Annotated in this window: 28 protein-coding genes; 21 read left to right on the top strand and 7 right to left on the bottom strand. The window is 51.7% G+C overall.

What is annotated here, in order from left to right; genetic code table 11:
- Positions 1-32 precede the first annotated feature (32 nt).
- Positions 33-962, bottom strand: a complete 930-nt coding sequence (locus QUD54_RS07680; protein WP_286336156.1) for a helix-turn-helix transcriptional regulator — start codon at positions 960-962, stop codon at positions 33-35.
- A gap of 103 nt (positions 963-1065) precedes the next feature.
- On the opposite strand from QUD54_RS07680, the gene QUD54_RS07685 reads away from it, so the two are divergent.
- Together QUD54_RS07685 and rmuC are read left to right on the top strand one after the other, a co-directional pair.
- Positions 1066-1530 carry a hypothetical protein gene (locus tag QUD54_RS07685; protein WP_286336157.1) on the top strand — a complete coding sequence of 155 codons (465 nt, stop codon included), beginning with the start codon at positions 1066-1068 and terminating at the stop codon, positions 1528-1530.
- Between the two features lie 119 nt (positions 1531-1649).
- Positions 1650-3110 carry a DNA recombination protein RmuC gene (gene rmuC, locus QUD54_RS07690; protein ID WP_286336158.1) on the top strand — a complete coding sequence of 487 codons (1461 nt, stop codon included), beginning with the start codon at positions 1650-1652 and terminating at the stop codon, positions 3108-3110.
- A 2-nt stretch (positions 3111-3112) separates the two neighbouring features.
- Here rmuC and QUD54_RS07695 read toward each other — a convergent pair whose 3' ends face one another.
- Positions 3113-4342 carry an aldo/keto reductase gene (locus tag QUD54_RS07695; protein ID WP_286336159.1) on the bottom strand — a complete coding sequence of 410 codons (1230 nt, stop codon included), beginning with the start codon at positions 4340-4342 and terminating at the stop codon, positions 3113-3115.
- Positions 4343-4463: 121 nt separating this feature from the next.
- On the opposite strand from QUD54_RS07695, the gene QUD54_RS07700 reads away from it, so the two are divergent.
- Positions 4464-6371 carry a methyl-accepting chemotaxis protein gene (locus QUD54_RS07700; RefSeq protein WP_286336160.1) on the top strand — a complete coding sequence of 636 codons (1908 nt, stop codon included), beginning with the start codon at positions 4464-4466 and terminating at the stop codon, positions 6369-6371.
- On the opposite strand, the gene purN is transcribed toward QUD54_RS07700, so the two are convergent.
- Entirely contained in the window at positions 6368-6943 is a 576-nt protein-coding gene (purN, locus tag QUD54_RS07705) for a phosphoribosylglycinamide formyltransferase (protein ID WP_286336161.1), read from the bottom strand. The two genes, QUD54_RS07700 and purN, sit on opposite strands and share 4 nt — an antisense overlap.
- Positions 6928-8337: an NAD(P)H-hydrate dehydratase gene (locus QUD54_RS07710; protein WP_286336162.1), complete on the bottom strand. Its 1410-nt coding sequence runs from the start codon at positions 8335-8337 to the stop codon at positions 6928-6930. The genes purN and QUD54_RS07710 overlap by 16 nt, the downstream gene beginning before the upstream one ends.
- Before the next feature lie 91 nt (positions 8338-8428).
- Between QUD54_RS07710 and rpsU the strand changes: the two genes are divergently transcribed.
- On the top strand, positions 8429-8641 hold the full coding sequence (gene rpsU, locus QUD54_RS07715) for a 30S ribosomal protein S21 (protein ID WP_092913660.1): 213 nt from the start codon (positions 8429-8431) through the stop codon (positions 8639-8641).
- A gap of 163 nt (positions 8642-8804) precedes the next feature.
- On the opposite strand, the gene QUD54_RS07720 is transcribed toward rpsU, so the two are convergent.
- Positions 8805-9011: a YgaP family membrane protein gene (locus QUD54_RS07720; protein WP_286336163.1), complete on the bottom strand. Its 207-nt coding sequence runs from the start codon at positions 9009-9011 to the stop codon at positions 8805-8807.
- A 60-nt stretch (positions 9012-9071) separates the two neighbouring features.
- Between QUD54_RS07720 and purT the strand changes: the two genes are divergently transcribed.
- Genes purT through QUD54_RS07735 form a run of 3 tightly spaced genes read left to right on the top strand, consistent with a single transcriptional unit; the run spans position 9072 to position 11123 of the window.
- The gene (gene purT / locus QUD54_RS07725) at positions 9072-10325 is read left to right on the top strand and encodes a formate-dependent phosphoribosylglycinamide formyltransferase (protein ID WP_286336164.1); all 1254 of its coding nucleotides are present in this window, start codon (positions 9072-9074) and stop codon (positions 10323-10325) included.
- 1 nt (position 10326) lies between these two features.
- Entirely contained in the window at positions 10327-10758 is a 432-nt protein-coding gene (locus QUD54_RS07730; RefSeq protein WP_286336165.1) for a secondary thiamine-phosphate synthase enzyme YjbQ, read from the top strand.
- An 8-nt stretch (positions 10759-10766) separates the two neighbouring features.
- The gene (locus tag QUD54_RS07735; RefSeq protein ID WP_286336166.1) at positions 10767-11123 is read left to right on the top strand and encodes a hypothetical protein; all 357 of its coding nucleotides are present in this window, start codon (positions 10767-10769) and stop codon (positions 11121-11123) included.
- A 4-nt stretch (positions 11124-11127) separates the two neighbouring features.
- On the opposite strand, the gene QUD54_RS07740 is transcribed toward QUD54_RS07735, so the two are convergent.
- On the bottom strand, positions 11128-11682 hold the full coding sequence (locus QUD54_RS07740) for a ribonuclease HII (RefSeq protein ID WP_286336167.1): 555 nt from the start codon (positions 11680-11682) through the stop codon (positions 11128-11130).
- A 40-nt stretch (positions 11683-11722) separates the two neighbouring features.
- Between QUD54_RS07740 and QUD54_RS07745 the strand changes: the two genes are divergently transcribed.
- The gene (locus QUD54_RS07745) at positions 11723-12130 is read left to right on the top strand and encodes a hypothetical protein (protein ID WP_286336168.1); all 408 of its coding nucleotides are present in this window, start codon (positions 11723-11725) and stop codon (positions 12128-12130) included.
- Between the two features lie 12 nt (positions 12131-12142).
- Here the strand turns inward: QUD54_RS07745 and QUD54_RS07750 are convergent, their stop codons facing one another.
- The gene (locus QUD54_RS07750) at positions 12143-13216 is read right to left on the bottom strand and encodes an ATP-binding protein (protein WP_286336169.1); all 1074 of its coding nucleotides are present in this window, start codon (positions 13214-13216) and stop codon (positions 12143-12145) included.
- 220 nt (positions 13217-13436) lie between these two features.
- Between QUD54_RS07750 and rpsJ the strand changes: the two genes are divergently transcribed.
- Genes rpsJ through rplX form a run of 13 tightly spaced genes read left to right on the top strand, consistent with a single transcriptional unit; the run spans position 13437 to position 18871 of the window.
- Positions 13437-13754: a 30S ribosomal protein S10 gene (rpsJ, locus tag QUD54_RS07755; protein ID WP_286338028.1), complete on the top strand. Its 318-nt coding sequence runs from the start codon at positions 13437-13439 to the stop codon at positions 13752-13754.
- A 3-nt stretch (positions 13755-13757) separates the two neighbouring features.
- Positions 13758-14336, top strand: a complete 579-nt coding sequence (gene rplC, locus QUD54_RS07760; RefSeq protein ID WP_286336170.1) for a 50S ribosomal protein L3 — start codon at positions 13758-13760, stop codon at positions 14334-14336.
- Positions 14333-14947: a 50S ribosomal protein L4 gene (gene rplD / locus QUD54_RS07765; protein ID WP_286336171.1), complete on the top strand. Its 615-nt coding sequence runs from the start codon at positions 14333-14335 to the stop codon at positions 14945-14947. Before rplC ends, rplD begins: the two co-directional genes overlap by 4 nt.
- A 1-nt stretch (position 14948) precedes the next feature.
- The gene (locus tag QUD54_RS07770) at positions 14949-15230 is read left to right on the top strand and encodes a 50S ribosomal protein L23 (RefSeq protein WP_201351996.1); all 282 of its coding nucleotides are present in this window, start codon (positions 14949-14951) and stop codon (positions 15228-15230) included.
- A gap of 10 nt (positions 15231-15240) precedes the next feature.
- On the top strand, positions 15241-16071 hold the full coding sequence (gene rplB / locus QUD54_RS07775; protein WP_286336172.1) for a 50S ribosomal protein L2: 831 nt from the start codon (positions 15241-15243) through the stop codon (positions 16069-16071).
- Positions 16072-16082: 11 nt separating this feature from the next.
- On the top strand, positions 16083-16364 hold the full coding sequence (rpsS, locus tag QUD54_RS07780; protein WP_092912953.1) for a 30S ribosomal protein S19: 282 nt from the start codon (positions 16083-16085) through the stop codon (positions 16362-16364).
- Between the two features lie 10 nt (positions 16365-16374).
- Complete coding sequence (rplV, locus tag QUD54_RS07785) at positions 16375-16701, top strand: 50S ribosomal protein L22 (RefSeq protein WP_286338029.1); 327 nt, start codon at positions 16375-16377, stop codon at positions 16699-16701.
- Positions 16701-17396, top strand: a complete 696-nt coding sequence (rpsC, locus tag QUD54_RS07790; protein WP_286336173.1) for a 30S ribosomal protein S3 — start codon at positions 16701-16703, stop codon at positions 17394-17396. Before rplV ends, rpsC begins: the two co-directional genes overlap by 1 nt.
- A 2-nt stretch (positions 17397-17398) precedes the next feature.
- The gene (rplP, locus tag QUD54_RS07795; protein ID WP_286336174.1) at positions 17399-17824 is read left to right on the top strand and encodes a 50S ribosomal protein L16; all 426 of its coding nucleotides are present in this window, start codon (positions 17399-17401) and stop codon (positions 17822-17824) included.
- Entirely contained in the window at positions 17811-18002 is a 192-nt protein-coding gene (gene rpmC, locus QUD54_RS07800) for a 50S ribosomal protein L29 (RefSeq protein WP_286336175.1), read from the top strand. Before rplP ends, rpmC begins: the two co-directional genes overlap by 14 nt.
- 10 nt (positions 18003-18012) lie before the next feature.
- On the top strand, positions 18013-18270 hold the full coding sequence (rpsQ, locus tag QUD54_RS07805; RefSeq protein ID WP_286336176.1) for a 30S ribosomal protein S17: 258 nt from the start codon (positions 18013-18015) through the stop codon (positions 18268-18270).
- Positions 18267-18635, top strand: coding sequence for a 50S ribosomal protein L14 (gene rplN / locus QUD54_RS07810; RefSeq protein WP_286336177.1), 369 nt, complete (start codon positions 18267-18269; stop codon positions 18633-18635). Before rpsQ ends, rplN begins: the two co-directional genes overlap by 4 nt.
- Positions 18635-18871: a 50S ribosomal protein L24 gene (gene rplX / locus QUD54_RS07815; protein ID WP_201351987.1), complete on the top strand. Its 237-nt coding sequence runs from the start codon at positions 18635-18637 to the stop codon at positions 18869-18871. The genes rplN and rplX overlap by 1 nt, the downstream gene beginning before the upstream one ends.
- The last annotated feature ends 1 nt before the right edge of the window (position 18872 follow it).

Raw genomic sequence — 18872 nt, forward strand, 5'->3', positions numbered from 1 at the left:
AAAAATCGGATAATGCCATGATAGAGGAGACGTCAGACGGCGTCGTGTCCGTTTTCTCTTCGCAGGGCAAGGGAGAGCGTTTTTTCGTAAGCCTCTTTGACGAAAGTGGGTGCGAGGACGATGAGATCCGGAAGCCACGTTTTGAGCAGTTCCACAGCCTCCGGAACGGAAGTGGCCTTGATGACGACTTCGATATCGCCGTTGGCGTGGCGGGCGATGAGATGCTGGCTTGGGCTCAGGGGGCGCCGCTCCAGGTATTTGACGATGGCCCGCTTGGCGAGAAGGTGAAGTTCGAACGGTTCACAATTGGGGTCGAACCAGGCGTTGAGCGCGCCTTCGAGCCGCTCTTTCAGTTTCGGATCGGGAATGAAGCTGTGTTCGGTCGGTTCGGCGCCGCGAATCTCTTTGATATAGAACTTTTTGACCAGCCCGCTTTTGGGCTCAAAGCCCAGAAGGTACCAGTATCCGTCGAAATTGACGATACGGTAGGGGTGTACGAGACGTGGTTTTTCGTGGTAGTTGAAACGCAGGGCGGTCGATGAGGTGATGGCGCTTTCCAGCAGGCTGAACAGCGCTGCGTGCGAAGTGATATCTTCGATGGGCAGGTAACTCTGTATGGGCAGCTGTGTCGCGTTTTTCAGTTTTCCAAGCAGTGCCTTCGAACGGGCTTCGAACCCTTTGCCGATACTGCCTGCGATGGTCTCGAGGATTTGCAGTGTCAGCAGGTTGTCGATGTCCTGGATCTTTTCGATACCGAAGCCTTGCTGCATTCTCCATCGGCGACCCGTTTTTTCGATAGGAAAACGGATGAGCCGTTCGTTGAAGTCGCGCTGGATCGTCTTTGTCGAGACGTTGAACTCTTCGGCGAGTTCCGTGACGCTGAGTGTTTCTCCGCTGTAAAGCCGTTGCAAAATGGTTGTCAGGCGAGTCAATATTTTGTCGTAGTCGTGCGATTTGTTCATACGCTGCGAAAAGCATTTTCCGTTCCGGGGATGATATGGCAAAAAATGTGCTAAAATATATCAAAGTATCGATACAACAGGGTGGATGATGGGCAAAGAGTTCGTGTTTTTATTATTGGGGATCGGTGCGGGCGCAATTATCGCCTTTGTCGGTGGGTATATTCTAGCCAGGAGCAAAGCCGACAGAAGGCAGGCGATGTATCAAGTCGAGATCGACGAGCTTCTGCAGGCGAACGAAGAGATGGAGCAGGAGCTGCGGCCCCTCAAAAAACGTTTCAAGGAGCTTGAAGCGACACTGAACCAGGAGTATGTCGAAAAGGCGGCGCTTCTGGAGCGTATGAAGCATATCGGTGATGTAAGACGCGAATTGGAACATGAACGCTCCATCAACCGCCAGCTCAATGAACGGATCGCCGAACTCGAGCAGCTGGTCGGAAAACTCGAAGCTCAGATGGCGGCAGAAGCGGAGAGTATCGAGCGACAGCTCGATCAAATCGAAGATATGAAGCGCAAAGTGATCAAAGAGGTTCACGCGATCGTCAAAGAGATTGCAGAGAAAAAGGGGTAAAACTCCAACGAACCTATCTTCCGTACCCGTCATCTTCCCAAACCGGACATCACGGTTTCCTCCAACAATGAGACAATGATCGAAACAGCATAAATCATGAATCAATAAAGGAATTTCCGATGCAGATTCCCATGGAATGGATCTTTTTTGCACTCGGTTTGCTGGCAGGGCTTGTCGTGGCAGCGCTATTTGCCTATATGGTGCTGCGTGCGTGGCGAAAAGCGTTCGAGAAGCGTATGGGTGATGCACTGGTGCAAAAGGACGAGGTCATCGACCGCCTGGAGAGAGACCTTGCGGCGGCGGATGCCGATGTCGAAAAGATCGAACATCTACTGGACAAGTGCCGCTTTGAGAACAGCGCGCTCAAAGAACGTGTGGCGCATCTTGGTGCGATGGAGGAGAGCCTTTCGGAGCATGAAGCGATGCTCGATGCGATGCGCGGCAAAAACGTGGCACTCGAAAAGGAGGTGAGCGAGCTGTCGACGCGTCTGGAAGAGGAGCGTCGACAGTCGCGCCTGCGGTTGAACGAACTCAAAGAGGCAAAAGAGGTGATGCAAAGAGAGTTCAAAGTGCTCGCTTCGCAGGTTATGGAAGAGAACAGCAGGCGTTTTGGCAGGATCTCGAAAGAGGGTGTGGAGCAGGTGTTGAAACCTTTGCAGCAGCAGGTGGACGAGTTCAAAAAGCGAATCGAGCAGGTCCATACCGAAGAGACCAAAGAGATGGCGACGCTTCTGAACGAAATCAAAACCCTCAAGGAGCTCAACCGGCAGATTGGCGAGGATGCCGTCAACCTGACGCGAGCGCTCAAAGGGGAGAGTAAACAGCAGGGAATCTGGGGTGAGATGGTACTGGAGCGGGTTCTCGAGGCGTCGGGGCTGCGCGAGGGCGAGGAGTATGAGCGCGAAGTGAGTCTGCAAGACGGCGAGCGCCGTCGTTTCCGTCCCGATGTCGTCGTCCATTTGCCGGACGACCGGGATATCATCATCGATGCCAAGACATCGCTGGTAGCGTACGAGCGCTATGTCAATGCTGAAACGGACGAGGAGAAGGCGCTTTACGCCAAGCACCATCTTGCCGCTGTCAAAAGTCATATTGACAAGTTGAGTGACAAACGTTACACGTCGCTCGAAGGGGTCAATACGCTTGATTTTATCTTTATGTTCATGCCGATCGAAGGGGCATTGATGCTCGCACTTCAGATCGACTCGACGCTTTACGACAAAGCGTTCGCCAAGCATATCGTCCTGGTGAGCCCGACGACGCTGCTGGTGGCGCTCAGGGCCGTAGAAAACACATGGCGTCATGAACGTCAGAATCGCAATGCGATGGAGATCGCGAAACGGGCGGGGGCGCTTTACGACAAGTTCGTGGGGTTCGCCGAAGACCTGGAGAAAGTCGGAAAACAGCTCGATACGGTGCAGAAGACCTATGACGGTGCTTGGAAGAAGTTGACCGAAGGACGCGGAAACATCGTCCGGCAGGTGATGGCGTTGGAAGAGCTCGGGGCCAAGAGCGGGAAAAAGATGCCTAAGAAGCTTGCCGATGCCGCCGATGGCGGAAACGAGCTTCTTGGCGAATAGGTTTACAAAAGTGTCAACGCATCGTCCACATACGATTTTTTGCGCATTCCCAGCAATATCGTGTCGATTTCGGGACGGTTGATGAGCCATCGGAGGGCGTAGTGCTGGATGGGATGGCCGGCATCTTCATACCCCTGGGCATGAAGATAGGAGAGGGTTTTTTGCGAGCAGAGGTGGCTGACTTCCTGAAGATAGCTGTGCAAGAAAGGATTGAGCAGCGGGATGACGGCGGATTTGACCTGCTGGTCCGGAATGCGCGAAAGGATACCCTGGATAAAAGGGATGGTTTGTCTCTGGAGCGCCTCTTCGGCGGCCCCGGGCCATTTGAATTTTCCTTTGATGGAGTCGAGGTCCGTGACGACGGTGCGAAGCTCACTCAGCGAGTAGGTGTCGGCGGCCATCAGAAGCTTCTCTCTGTTCGTTTCGTATTCGTCGGGTTTTTCATAGGTTGCCAGCCGGTGCATCCCCTCGCTGTCGAAAGCGTTCAACGGCCGGTTGACAAGAACCGTCAACCCGTTCGCTTTTGCCCATGCGGCACATTTGAGCCCCTCCGTTTCAAGAAGATTGATCGGTAGCTGGATCGTCGTGAAGTGGTGGGTATCGCTCCCCGCTTCGGTTGCCGCCTCACGGGCGAGTGCGATGAGGTGGGTGTAGGGCATGAAGTGCAGTGCGTCGGGTGTTTTGGCGAAACTGTTGGAACTGATGCCGTAACTTTTGATCCGGCCTGCCTGTACCTCCTCTTCAAGGGCGATGAAGGCTTCGAGAATGCGCCGGTTCATCTCGTTGCGTGCCGGTTCGACATCTTCTTTCTTCTCGATCGTATGCATCAGGAAATATTCGGGGTTATGAAGCAGATAGGTGTCGATGTAATTCGTTTCCAGACGCTCCAGTGTGCCGCTTAGCTGTGACTTGAGAAAGTCGGAGTGGATTGAGTGGTAGCACCCCTCCTGATAGGGAACGAGGTCGAACACCTCCAGTGCCCCTCTTCGTACCCGCTCCAACAGCGGCCCCTGAATGTAGCCGGCTTTCGAGCAGATGGTCAGTTCCTCGCGTTTGGAACCGCTTTGACGTATCGCTGAGGCGATGGCGCGTTCGGAATCACCGGCGGCATAGTTGGCAGAGGTGTCGAAAAGCCGAATACCGTTTTGCATGGCGTAAGTCAGTGCTTCCAGGTGCTGGGGGCTTTTGGCGCTGATGCGGTAGGTCCCGAATCCGATATTGACATGTGTCAAGCGATTTCCTTTTTTACCGATAGTATAATGTTGAACACCAGGTTTTTATATTTACTGACAATATCAAGGGTTTCACTTAATGTACATTCCAGAATTTATACGAAAGATGCGTCTTTCCGTCATGTTTTCCATATTGATCGCCGGTGCTATGGTCGCGATTTCCACGGTTGTATACTGGTATCAGTTCGAAGAGAACAAAAAATCACTGGAGAGAAACCTCTATAGCGAAGCCACGACCGTTCTAAACTTCGCGGATGTCCTCCTGCAGAGCCGGAACGAGAAGTTCTTTTCCGGCGATTCGGAGGAGGTCCCGCAAGTCATTCAGAACGAGATCTTCGACAAGTTCACGAAAGTGAGTAACGGTAAGGTTTTTTTCAAAGAGGCATCCAAAAAACCGATGGACCCAAAAAACAGGGCCCTTCCGTTCGAAGCGGAGGTTATCGACTATTTTCAGGCACATAAAGATCAAAAAGAGCACACGATGAATGTGGAACTGGACGGAAAAGAGTATTTCATGCTTTCTCGCCCGATGATCGCCGAAAAGCGTTGCAAGCTCTGCCACCCGACATGGACACCGGGCGATATAATCGCGATAGAGGCGGTGCGTATCGATCTGAGCGATTACAAGCAGGCGCTCCAGGGCAACATTCTCTTCTCTTTTCTCAACTGGTTCGTCAATATCACGGTGGTTTTGCTGATCATCCACCTTCTCTTCAAAAAGTTGATTGCGAAACGGCTTGAAAAACTTCTGCAGATTTTCCAGCGCGTAGAAAAAGGGACATTCATTATCGACGATATTTTGGGAGAGGATGCGCATATCGACGAGAAGAGTAAAAACGAGATCGACCAGCTCTTCAGACATCTTAAAAAGATGGTGGATGTTCTTCGGCCTGTCATCGCGAAAGTGGTAAGGCAGTCGAAAAATGTCGCTTTCGAGGCATCCTACGGTTTGATGCGCCTGAAGGCGTCGAACGAGTATGTGATGGAGCAGACTGCAGAGGTCGAAAAAGTCGCGGACAATCTCAGGGAGATTGGTGAGATGAACCAGGCGCTCAATCGGCAGCTCGACGAGCTGGTGACCCATGTCGACCAATCGGTCAAACTGATCGGCAGTGGACAGGAGCAGATGCTGGAGAACGAGAAAGAGACGGTGAAAGCGTCGGAAGCGCTCGAAAATACGATCCGGGCGATCGAAGAGCTCAAAGGGTTTTCCCAAAATGTCTCCCGGACGATCGAACTTATTTCCGACATTGCGGATGAGACCAATCTGATCGCACTCAATGCCGCTATCGAAGCGGCACGTGCCGGTGAACACGGCCGGGGATTTGCCGTAGTGGCCGAAAAGGTAAGGGAGTTGGCGGAAGTGTCGATGGAGAATGCCCAGAACACTCGCCAGATCATCCGTTCGATGGTGGAGAATATCGAAAGTGTGGTAAGAAGCGCCACCCATACGAAATCTTTTTTCGAGCGTCTGCAGGAGAGTTCGGTACGCGTGGGAGACTACTTTACGCAGATCGCGTCGACACAGGAACAGACGATTGGAACGATGCGCCATTTCGGCGAAGAGTTCGAGCGGGAATTCCATGCCTTTTCTTCGATTCTCGAGCGGCTCGACGATGTGACGCATGGCAACGAAAAAATCCTCAAGAGTACGAAAAATGTGGAATCGGTCATGACGATGATTTCGGAAGAGAGTGCGGAGCTCAAGGTGCTGAGCGACGGGTTCGAAACGGTTACGAACCACAGGGCGATGCCACGGACCATCGTTTCGCCGCCACTGAAAGCCATGCTCGAGTTCGAGAATGGAACGACCGAAGAGGGATACATTTTCGACATTTCGAAAAACGGCATTTCGTTTTACGGGATCGATCCGAAGCAGCGGTGCAGCAGGGCGGATTTGAGCGGTGCAAAAGGGGTTGCACGGCCTGAGGTTCCGATCGACGGTGTTGCATCGATCCGTTTCGAAATCGTTTACCAGAGCGAGCCGAAATTCGACGGTATCCGCTTTTGCGGCGCGAAAAGAATCTAAAGGTTCAGAAGGCGCCTAATGACTTCGGGCAAGAGCCGATACTCCGCCTGATGGATCTTGTCGGCAAACGTTTCGAGGGTCTCGCCTGGTTCGATTTTGACGCAGGCCTGGTCGAGGATCTCTCCGTTGTCCAGCTCCGGGGTCACCCGATGGACGGTGACCCCTCCCACTTTCATGCCGCTTGAGAAACTCTCTTCGATCGCATGCGCTCCCTTGAAGAGAGGAAGAAGGGAGGGGTGGAGATTGATCGCTTCGACATTTTCGGTAAAAACGGGTGTGAGAATACGCATAAAGCCCGCCATGACCACCAACGATGGGTCAAACTTCTCGATCGCTTTCACCAGATCGGCATCGAAGGATTCCCTTCTCTCGTAACGCTTGTGGTCGATGACGATCGTATCGATACCATATCTTTCGGCACGCCGTATCCCTCCGGCATCCGGCCGGTTGGTAATCGGAACGATTTTGGTCACTTTTTCTCCGAAACGGATGTTGTGGAACTGTTCGATGAGATTTTCGAGATTGGTCCCTTCTCCGCTGAAGAGGACGACGATGTTCAATTCACCAGCCAACGAATCTCCTCGATCAGATCTTCCGCCGTGGCACTGAAGTTCGCTCCTTTGTATCTGCGGGCGCTCAGGGCATGGGCGAGCGAACCGTTGATCGCGGCATTGAGCGGCGTATAGCCCTGGGCCATCAAAGAAGCGATGAGGCCGCTCAGGATGTCACCGCTGCCGGCTTGCGAGAGAACCGGCGTCCCGAGGGGATTGATGTAGATGATCCCCTCGTGTGCGATCAGCGTATTGGCACCTTTGAGTAGCAATACCGTTTTGGGGTAGGCTTCCGAAAAGCGTTTCGCCCACCCAAAACGGTCGCGCTGAATCTCCGAAACGGTGACATTGTCGATTTCGAGCGTTTTTAGCAGGACGGAGAACTCTTTGGGATGTGGGGTGACGACAGTTTTACTGCACTTTTCGAGCAGTGTTCTGATCCAGGGGACATAGCACATATCGGCATCCATCAGGATGGGAATGTCATCTTCGACGATCGATGTTTTGATAAGGATGGGGTCATAGTCGTATCCCATACCCATTCCCATGGCGATAGCGCTGGTGGTGTCGGGAAGATCGCCGCTCTGCATCAGCGAGAAGGGAAGGTTGTCGATGTTCCGGTCACTGATGAGCGTCACGAGCCCCGCACCGAAACGCAGTGCCGCCGATCCGCAGAGTACGGCGGCGCCTCTCTTCTTCCCAGCGATGACGCAGAGGTGGCCGAAAGTTCCTTTGTGCGATGCGGCATTGGTGCGCAACGGAGGGGTGAAATCTTCCTGGGTCAGAAGAAAGGCATCGGTATGATGTTCGTAGTGTGTGCGGCTGATGCCGAGATCGACCACTTCGATTCTACCGACATAAGGTTTTGCATGATCGGAAAAAAGCGCTTTTTTGAGCGCTCCCATCGTGATGGTGGTGTCTGCATGAAACGCAATGGGGTTGGGGTTGCCGTTTGGATCGATGCCGGTAGGAACGTCACAAGCGATTTTGTACGCTTCCATTCCGTTGAAAGAGTCGACAAGGTCGATCCCTTTCGTATCAAGCGGTTTGGCGAAACCGGTACCGAAGAGTGTGTCGACGACAATGTCGGCTTGCAGGGGAGGTGACTGGACCGGTTCGGCACCCAGTTGCAAAAACCGTTCAAGCTGAATTTTCGCCATGGCGGATTTCGCTCCGTAGGGAAGATAGAGTGAAACGTCGAAGTCGCCGTGAAGCAGCCTTGCCAGTGTAATTCCGTCGGCTCCATTGTTTCCCGGCCCCGCAGCGATGAGAAGCTGTTCTTTGTCGCCACAGGTGTCCCGGATATGTCGAGCCATCCCCTCGGCGGCATGCTCCATAAGGATATCCTCTGTCAATCCGAATTTTTCATAACAGCGTCTGTCGAGATCGTAACAGTTGTTGAAAACCTTTTGCATGCACCACCCTTGTTTCAGCATAATGACGTATGATAGCAAAACTATGCTATAATTTCCGTCCAAATTCAAACTGGAAGGGGGTGATGTCAGAATGCCTGGCATCCTCGTACGTGAAAACGAGTCTTTCGATGAGGCGTATCGCCGATTCAAGAAGCAGGTCGATCGTAACCTGATCGTCACTGAAGCTCGTGCAAGACGCTTCTATGAGCCGATGACTGAAAAGCGCAAAAAGCAGAAAATCGCTGCGCGCAAGAAGTTGCTCAAGCGTCTTTTCATGCTGCGCAGATACGAATCTCGTCTCTAAGCAGCAAGCCCCTCCGGGGGCTTTCTTCTCGATGATGAATTGAGAATTGAAAATGAAGGGTGGAAGATCGCTTTCGCACTTTTTTAGCTCCTTTTAAACTTCGACGATCCATCTCTTCTCAACCCTCAGATATATAGTGGCAAAATACCCACTGACCACCCACTCAATGATGTCCGTGGCCGTCGTGCTCCGTTTTGCAGGTGTCGATTCCAAGCGGTCCGTACAGAGGACACCATCCGATAATTCCCGTAGCCAGCGGAATGATGCCGAACCATCCGACAGGGTTCCCGGAAATCATTGCGAAACCGACAAGAATGATACCGGCTGTGATTCTGCTGAGACGATCCTGCTCTCCCATTTGACATGCCATATTATCTCCTTCTTTAAATCAATTTTAGGTATATTACCAAAAAAAGATTAAGGATGAACCATGCATTTTCCGGCCCCTTTGAAATCGAATTCCGTGAAGATTATGCTGCTTGGAAGCGGCGAGCTGGGCAAAGAGGTGGCGATCGAAGCGCAGCGTCTCGGTATCGAGGTCGTAGCGGTCGATCGCTATGCCAATGCCCCGGCGCATCAGGTGGCGCATGAAGCGCATGTGATCGATATGCAGAACAAAGATGAGGTACTCGACCTTATCCGTCGGGTCAACCCGACCTATATTTTGCCCGAGATCGAGGCAATCAGCATCGATGCCCTTTTTGAAGCGGAAAAAGAGGGGTTTCATGTCATTCCCAACGCCGAGGCGGTCAACAAGACGATGAATCGTAAAAACATCCGGAAATTCGCCGCTGAAGAGTTGGGGCTCAAAACCAGTGCCTACCGCTTCGTTTCGACCTTCGAAGCGCTCAGAGAGGCTGCGGAAGCGATAGGATATCCCTGTGTCGTCAAGCCGGTCATGAGTTCGTCGGGTCACGGTCAGAGCATCGCGAGAACGCCCGAAGATCTGGAAAAATCATGGGAGATCGCCAAAGAGGCGCGCGGTGACGCGAGTGAGCTGATTGTCGAGGAGTTCGTTCGGTTCGATTACGAAATCACGCTTCTTACGGCACGTAATGAAAAAGAGACGGTCTTTTGCGAGCCGATCGGCCATGAGCAGAAAGATGGTGACTATATCTTTAGCTGGCAGCCGGCGTTTATGAGTCCCGAAGCCTTGTCAAAAGCACAGACCATCGCCAAAAAGGTGACAGACGGACTGGGTGGCCGTGGTATCTTCGGCGTCGAGCTTTTCGTCAAAGGCGACGAAGTCTACTTCAGCGAAGTGAGTCCACGTCCGCACGATACGGGGATGGTGACGCTCATCACCCAGAGTCAGAGCGAGTTCGCGCTGCATCTTCGCGCCGTACTCGGTCTGCCGCTGGAGTTTACCTTTTTCACGCCAGGTGCGAGTGCCGCTTACAAAGCCAAAAACGAGAGTGTCACACCGATCGTTCATGTCGACGACAAAGCGTTTTCGAAAGATTCGTTCGTTCGTATTTTCGGAAAACCGGAAAGCCATGAGGGGCGCCGTATGGCCGTCTTGCTGACGATGGCCGCAAGCGAGACGGAAGCGCTCGCCAAAGCGAAAGAGCGTATCGGCTATCTCGACGATTCGGCGCCGGTGACCAGGGTCGTGGAGGAGCATCGTGTGGAGTCGGAAGAGAGCTGTGTCATCAAAAAAGTTTTCAAGTTCATCTTCGGCTGATATGATGCAGATGGTTCAGGTGCCCATCACGCTGGTACACAAGCCGCGGGGTGTGCATCTCGTCACCCACGAAATTGTCTCGCAGCTGCCGCAGATCGGAGCGTTTGAGACGGGACTGCTTCACCTTTTTCTTCAGCACACGAGTGCGGCGCTCGCGATCAATGAAAATGCAGACCCCGATGTACGGCGGGACACCGAAACTTTCATCGATGAGCTGATTCCCGAAAGTTATCCGAAATTCACCCATCTTCTTGAAGGGAGGGACGACATGCCGGCTCATCTGAAGTCGATGCTTTTCGGCTGCCAGTTGACGATACCCCTTTCGGGCGGAACGCTCGCACTTGGTACCTGGCAGGGGATCTATCTGATAGAGGCGAGAAACCATGGGGGAAGCCGACGTCTTGTCGCGACACTTCAGGGCAACATGATATAATGAATATCATGAAACGATTGTTTGTACCTTTATGCTTGATGTTCGGAGTCTATCTTGGGGCGGCAGATGTGCAGTGCCGAGTCGAAAACGAACGTATCTACTGCATCTACTCTCTGGACCGTTCGGATAATCAGAACGGCAAAAATGTGAAGTTCCACTGGATCTCTCCAACCTCTCCCGAAGACGACCGTATTCGCCATTTTCAGATTCCACCCCTTTACGGCTCTGTCTACGACTATCGCTTTCTGCCCGGCCGTGCCGAAGGAAGATGGCATGTCGAAGTGATCGATCTCGAGACCAATGAGACGGTCGAGACGACATTCGATATCAATGCGACCGACAATTCGATGTTTGAAGAGGATTGATATGTTAGAACAGACTCGGTTGTTCCAGTGATTTGATCCTGAAGCTTTTACGGTGAATAGGCGAATAGCCGTTTTTTCTAATCGCTTCGATGTGTGCTTTGGTACCGTACCCTTTGTGTTTTTCGAAGCCGTACTCCGGATAGTTTTTCCCCATTTCGATCATGATTCGGTCGCGTGTCACTTTGGCGAGGATACTGGCTGCACTCACTTCCGCGATGTCGACGTCGGCTTTTATCTGAGAGCGCAAGCCCTGTATGCCGAAGGTAGTGTTGCCGTCGAAGAGATAGCCGTCGGCACTCAGCGTCAGCATGATCTCTTTCAAACCACAGATGAGACAGGCGCTGATCCCTTGCTCATCGATCACGGCGGCATCGAATATGACGATATGATACGCTGCATCCTTGGTTATCGTTTCATAGAGTTGCTCCCGGCGCTTTTCGGTAAGCTGCTTGGAGTCCGTCAGTCCGTCGATTGGCTCGTAGAGAACGACGCCGGCCATCACCAGTGGTCCTGCGAGGGGGCCGCGCCCCGCTTCGTCGATTCCGCATAGATTTTTCATGTTAGAATGATAACGATAGTGAGCTGAAAGGAATATGCGTATGACAAGGTTTTGGATTCTGCCGCTGCTGATACTCGTCTGGTCGGGCTGCGGCGAAAAACCGGTCACGAAAATCTACGAAGCTGCCAGATTGAAGCCGATTGCCTGCATGCGTCTCGATATCTATCCGGCAAGTCCCGAAATGGAACGGATGATGCGGAAACTATACCCTTTCAACAAGAGGTGTGACACGGTTTTGGAAGTGAGGCACAAAGAGAATATCTGCTGCAACAGCAACCAGAACGCTGCCCGCAAAGCGTTGTCGGCCTTTCCTCACCATTTCCTTCGACTGGAGGTTCGGCGTGGATTGACACCGCTCTACAGCTATTACATCGATCTACAGCATCGGGCCGACGAAGAGGATCTGCGCGAAGCATTCGCGAGATTGAAGAAAGATTTGGGATTTTAAAGATCCACTCTATTACTCCCCTACCATCCAGGCATAGAACGGCACCGCTTTCACCTCTATCTCTTCAAACATGAATTCGAATGCGTTGGCGATGGTCAATATGGTGATCTGCCGAATACCCAAAACATCGATTTCGTTGACAAGTTTCGCGATTTTCGCTGCAGAACTTTCCGGATTGGCGAATGGTGAGAGGAGAATGGCGTGGCGTGTTGCCGGCATGAAAAAATCGATTTTGTCGGTAAAAGTGGCTTGTGGGCAGCATTGTCTGATCTTGATGGCGGCAATCGAGTAGAGCTGACCCATGAGAGACTTTTCGAAATAGAGCGAAGCCGGCAACGCGAAGTCGTAGATCAGCAGTCGTCTGGCCGCTTTGGGCTGGTTGTGCTTTTCGACCCAACCGACGATCCGGCGTGCCTCCCACTCCCTGAGAGTTTTGTAAAGCCAGTCTTTGGAGATTTTGTACTCTTTTTTGATCGCGGTGTAGAGCTGATGCGCCGTGACAGGCTTTCCGAGAAAACGTGAGAGGTGTCGAAAGAGAAGCTGTTCGCTTTGCGTAGGGAAAATGGCGCGTATGTGGCTGTGCAACTGTCGGGTCAACAGTGATTCGTGTACCGAAGCCATGGCCGGAAGAGATCCTGTTCGAAGGTAAAGAGAGAAGGAGTGCTCGAGGTGGACGTGCCTCTTTTCAAAGGCAAGATACTCTTCGAAATCGAGTGTCCGGAGTTCAAGTGCGGGCATGACCGGGGTGTCGTCGAGTTGGGCCTGGGTAACGAGAATGGACTGCCTGCACAACGGCGGCGCGAATGAGCCGTCGTAGTGGTCGATGACGACGGTTTCGATGCCGTTCGCTTCGATAAAAAGATTCATCTCTCTGACAAGAGAATCCTTGTTTATGCGCAGGTCGTCCATATCGATGTAAAGATGCCGCTGTTTCGGAATACGGGCAAGGTAGTCGAGAACCAGCCATGTTTTTCCACAGTGCGGTGGCCCGAAAAGATTGAAACTGTGTGAAGGGAGCGACATTTTCCGTTCGGTGAATCCGACTGGTTTGGGTGTCGACTCGTAAAAGGCTTCCAACTGTTGCATGAAAAACTCCAATGAGATCGTTCGTCGTCGAAACAGAGCCGTGCTTCGATTTTTTAAATGACATACATTTCCTTTGAAAAAGGAAACAAATTTCCAAAAGTATAGCAGAAAAACCCCGCAAATCGTTGATTTTGAGAGAAGTTTTATGTATAATCTTGGCTCCAAAAAGCGTTGGTGGGTGCAAATCCAAATACCAACAAGTTCTTTTAAGGGAAAACCTATGGAAAAAATTCGACTTAAGCTCAAAGCGTACGATCATCGTGTGCTTGATCGGTCAGTTGCTGCAATCGTAGAAGCAGTCAAGCGAACGGGAGCCGAAATACGCGGCCCAATTCCTATGCCTACAAAGATCAGACGCTATACAGTGCTCAGATCACCTCACGTTAATAAAGATTCACGCGAACAATTCGAAATCAGAATTCACGGACGTATGATCGACATCGTCTCTGCAACGCCTGATACGGTCGATTCGTTGATGAAACTTGATCTGGCACCGGAAGTAGACGTCGAAGTACGATCTATGGGTAACAAGGGGTAACGGATGGAATTCATCGTAGAAAAAATCGGCATGAGCCGAACAATCAATGTACCGAGTATCCCTGTCACGCTTCTGAAAGTGCAGGATGTCAAAGTATGCGAGATCACGGAAGACGGTCGCGCTATCGTTGCCTACCCGAGCGGTAAGAAGCGCAACAAAGCGATCGAAGGTCAGCAGAAAAAGTATGGGTTGAGCCCTGAATACAACCGTTTCGCGACGCTGAAAGTCGCCAACACCGAAGCGGGCGATCTTGATTTGACACCGCTTAGCGAAGCGAAAAAAGTCAAAGTCACGTTCACCAGCAAAGGTCGCGGATTTTCAGGTGTTATGAAGCGATGGAACTTCGCGGGTGGCCCAAGAAGCCACGGTTCACGTTTCCACAGAGCACCGGGTTCAATCGGTAACTGTGAATGGCCTGGACGCGTACAGCCGGGACAGAAAATGCCTGGCCAGTACGGCAACGCGACAGTCACTGTAAAAAATGAGATCGTATCGTTCGATCCGGAAAACAAGATCCTTGTCGTCAAGGGTGCGGTTCCGGGACCAAACGGTGCGATGGGTCGAGTAAGGATTTCTAAATGAGTACAGCAGTAGTTTTGAACGAAAACCTGGAAAAAGCGGGCGACGCTGAGGTTCCTGCGAGCTTTCTCGAAGCGAGCGCTCACAACCTATATCTATATGTCAAATCATATCAGGCTGCGCTGCGTGCCAACACGGCACACAGCAAAAACCGTTCTGCTGTCAGCGGCGGCGGTAAAAAGCCTTGGTCTCAAAAAGGACGCGGCGGCGCGCGTGCCGGTTCTATCCGAAGCCCGCTCTTCGTCGGCGGTGGTGCGGCATTTGGACCGAAAGCGAACCGAAACTATGACCAGAAGATCAACAAGAAGCAGAAGCGCCTGGCGCTGATGCACGCTTTGGCTGAAAAAGCGGCCAACGGCAAGCTCTACATTGTTGATAGTGTCGAAGTTGCAAGCGGCAAAACAAAAGACGCGGCAGCGATGATGAACAAACTGGGCGAGCGTGATGCTCTGTGGGTAAAGTCTCTGATCGACGACAAAACCTATATGGCATTTAGAAATCTTCCGAACTGTTATTTGATCGAAGAGAATGAACTCAACGGCTATCTTGCAGCAGCGTATCGCGCGGTTGTCATCGAGAAAGCGGTTTGGGAAAATCTGACGAAAGAGGGCTAAGATGGCGGATATTACAGATATCAAATCGATACTTTATACTGAAAAGACATTGGGCCTTCAGGAAGAGGGTGTCATCGTGGTTCAGACATCTCCGAAAGTGACGAAGAATCAGCTCAAAGCGATCTTCAAAGAGTACTTCGGTGTGAACCCGTTGAAAGTCAACTCTCTCCGCCAGAGCGGTAAAGTGAAGCGTTTCCGCGGAAAAGAGGGGAAACGCCCGGATTTCAAAAAGTTCTATGTGAAGCTGCCGGAAGGCGCGAACATCGAGAGCTTGAGCGCGTAAGGGATAGAGCATGGCAATTAAAACATATAAACCGTATACACCCAGCCGACGCTATATGAGCGTCGTCGACAGCAGCGACATCACGAGCAAACCGACGGTTCGCAAACTGCTGAAGAAACTCCCTGCCAAAGCGGGACGCAACAACAACGGACGCATCACATCTCGCCACAAAGAGGCGGGCGCGAAGAAGCTTTATCGTATTATCGACTTCAAACGCAACAAGTTCGGCGTTGAAGGTACCGTTGCGACGATCGAGTACGATCCGTACAGAAACTGCCGCATTTGCCTCATCAACTACGTTGACGGCGACAAGCGCTACATCCTTCAGCCGAGCGGTCTGAAAGTGGGCGACAAAGTTCAGGCGGCGGAAGCGGGTCTGGATATCAAACCGGGCAACGCGATGAAGCTGAAAAACATTCCGGTCGGTACACTTGTTCACAACATCGAGATGAAGCCGGGCAAAGGCGGACAGCTCGTCCGAAGCGCCGGAGGATATGCACAGATCATGGGACGCGAAGGCAAATATGTCATCGTCCGTATGCCCAGCTCTGAAATGCGTAAAATCCTCGGTGAGTGTATGGCGACCATCGGTACCGTCGGCAACGAAGAGTTCGCGAACATCGTCATCGGTAAAGCGGGACGCAGCCGACACCTCGGTATCCGTCCTCAGACACGCGGTTCTGCGATGAACCCGGTCGATCACCCGCACGGTGGTGGTGAAGGTAAAACGAACTCCGGACGTCATCCGGTCACACCTTGGGGTATGCCGACCAAAGGCTTTAAAACTCGTCGTAAAAAAGCCAGCGATAAACTGATCATTTCACGACGCAAGAAAAAATAAGAGGGTAAGACATGGCAAGATCGATTAAAAAGGGTCCTTTTATCGACGAGCATCTGATGAAAAAAGTGCTCAAAGCAAAAGAGACCGGTGATAACAAACCAATCAAAACATGGTCACGCCGAAGCACCATCTTCCCGGAGATGATCGGTTTGACCATTAACGTCCACAACGGACGCCAGTTCGTTCCTGTGTATATCACAGAGAACCATGTCGGCTACAAACTCGGCGAGTTTGCTCCGACACGTACATTCAGAGGCCACAAGGGCTCTGTCCAGAAAAAGATCGGGAAGTAAGGGGTAGATGATGAGTAAAGCAACACTGAAATTCATCCGACTCAGCCCGACTAAAGCACGCCTGATAGCACAGGAAGTCCAGGGAATGAACGCAGAGTTGGCACTTGCAAGTCTCGAGTTCATGCCGAACAAAGCGGCGAAAGTCATTTCGAAAGTGATCGCTTCAGCGGTTGCCAACGGCGGATTCGAGCCGGAAGAGGTCGTTATCTCTTCATGCCGCGTCGACAAAGGGCCGGTTCTGAAGCGTTGGAAACCGCGTGCACGCGGTCGTGCATCACGCATCATGAAACCAACATCTCACGTGATCGTCGAAGTCACAGAAGCGAAGGATAAGTAATGGGTCAGAAAGTCAATCCGATTGGTTTGCGCCTGGGAATCAACCGTAACTGGTCGTCACGCTGGTATCCGAACTGGCAGCGCGTCCCTGCATTCGTAGCAGAAGATGACAAAATCCGTAAGTTCCTGAAAAAAGAACTCTACTATGCAGGTGTCGCAGACATCATTATCGAGCGAACCGCAAAGCGCCTTCGCGTGACAATCGTCGCAGCGCGTCCCGGTATCATCATCGGTAAAAAAGGTGCGGATATCGAGAAACTGAAGACGCGTCTTCAGAACATGGTTCAAAAGCCGGTTGCGCTCAACATTCGTGAAGAGAAGCGTCCGCAGGCCTCTGCACAGCTGGCGGCTGAAAACGTCGCGACACAGCTCGAACGCCGTGTCGCATTCCGCCGCGCAATGAAAAAAGTGATCCAGGCGGCCCAGAAAGCGGGAGCGAAAGGAATCAAAGTACAGGTTGCAGGACGTCTCGGCGGTGCCGAAATGGCGCGAACCGAGTGGTATCTCGAAGGCCGCGTACCGCTTCATACGCTTCGTGCAAAGATCGATTACGGTTTTGCGACAGCGTATACAACTTATGGAATCATCGGTGTCAAAGTATGGATCTTCAAAGGTGAGGTTCTCCAAAAGGGAATTCAGCCCGAGCCTGTTGAAGAGAAACGCGGCCGCCGTGCTCCAAGACGTGGGAGGAACTAATCATGTTGATGCCTAAACGAACAAAATACCGAAAGCAGCAAAAAGGGCGTAACCGCGGAAAAGCGTATCGCGGTAACCAGCTGGCATTCGGAAACATCGGAATCAAGGCGACTGAAGCCGGTCGTATCGACAGCCGCCAGATCGAAGCGGCGCGTGTTGCTATGACACGTCACGTCAAACGTACAGGTAAAGTCTGGATTCGTGTATTCCCGGACAAACCGATCACTGCCAAGCCTCTCGAAACCCGAATGGGTAAAGGTAAAGGTGCGGTGGACAAGTGGGTTATGAATATCAAGCCCGGCCGTATCATTTACGAAATGGCAGGTGTTGAAGATAAGCTCGCGCGTGAAGCGCTGACGCTGGCGATGCACAAACTCCCTTTCAAAACAAAAATTGTAACGCAAGAGGCTAGCAATGAAATATACTGAGATTCAAGACAAAAGCCTTCAGGAACTTGAAGGGATGTTGAAAGAGAAGAAGATGGAGCTGTTTGAGCTGAAACTCAAGCTCAAGACGATGCAGCTTACCAACCCGAATGAGATTCGTGCGTGCCGCAAGGACATCGCACGTATCAAGACTGCCATCAGTGCGCAGAAGAATGCATAAGGATTAGATTATGGCGTCTCATAAACGTATTATTCAAGGAACCGTTATCAAAAAAGCGGGCGACAAGACTGCGACCGTTCTGGTCGAGCGCCGCGTCATGCATCCCCGCTATCACAAAACGGTAAAACGATTTAAGAAATATCTCATCCATGATGAGAAGAATGCAACGAAAGTGGGTGATGTGGTTGTAGCGGTTGAGTGCCGACCGCTCTCTAAAACCAAATCATTCCGCCTCAAAGAGATCGTAAGCTCAGGAGTCGGATCATGATTCAAAGTTTCACAAGACTGAACGTCGCGGACAACAGCGGCGCAAAAGAGATTATGTGTATCAAAGTTCTCGGCGGCAGCAAACGACGCTATGCAAGCGTCGGTGACGTTATCGTCGCTTCCGTCAAGAAAGCACTTCCGAACGGAAAAGTGAAAAAAGGTCAGGTTGTCAAAGCGGTTGTTGTTCGTACGAAAAAAGAGATTCAGCGTGAAAACGGTTCTCTGATTCGTTTCGACGACAATGCAGCCGTCATTCTCGATGCGAAAAAAGAGCCAATCGGTACTCGTATTTTTGGACCTGTCAGCCGTGAAGTACGCTATGCGAACTTCATGAAAATCGTATCGCTTGCACCGGAGGTTCTGTAATGGCTAAGAAATTCAAGATCAAAAAAGGCGATACGGTAGAAATTATCGCCGGAGACGACAAAGGCAAGAAAGCGGAAGTCCTTCAGGTCCTTCCTGCCAAAGACGCCGTCATCGTCGCAGGATGCAAAGTGGTCAAAAAGGCTGTCAAGCCGACCGAGCAGAACCCGGAAGGCGGTTTCGTCAACAAAGAGATGCCGATTCACATCTCCAACGTACGCAAAGTAGAAGGTGCATAAG

Origin of the sequence: Hydrogenimonas cancrithermarum, assembly GCF_030296055.1 — a bacterium.
GTDB classification, from domain to species: domain Bacteria; phylum Campylobacterota; class Campylobacteria; order Campylobacterales; family Hydrogenimonadaceae; genus Hydrogenimonas; species Hydrogenimonas cancrithermarum.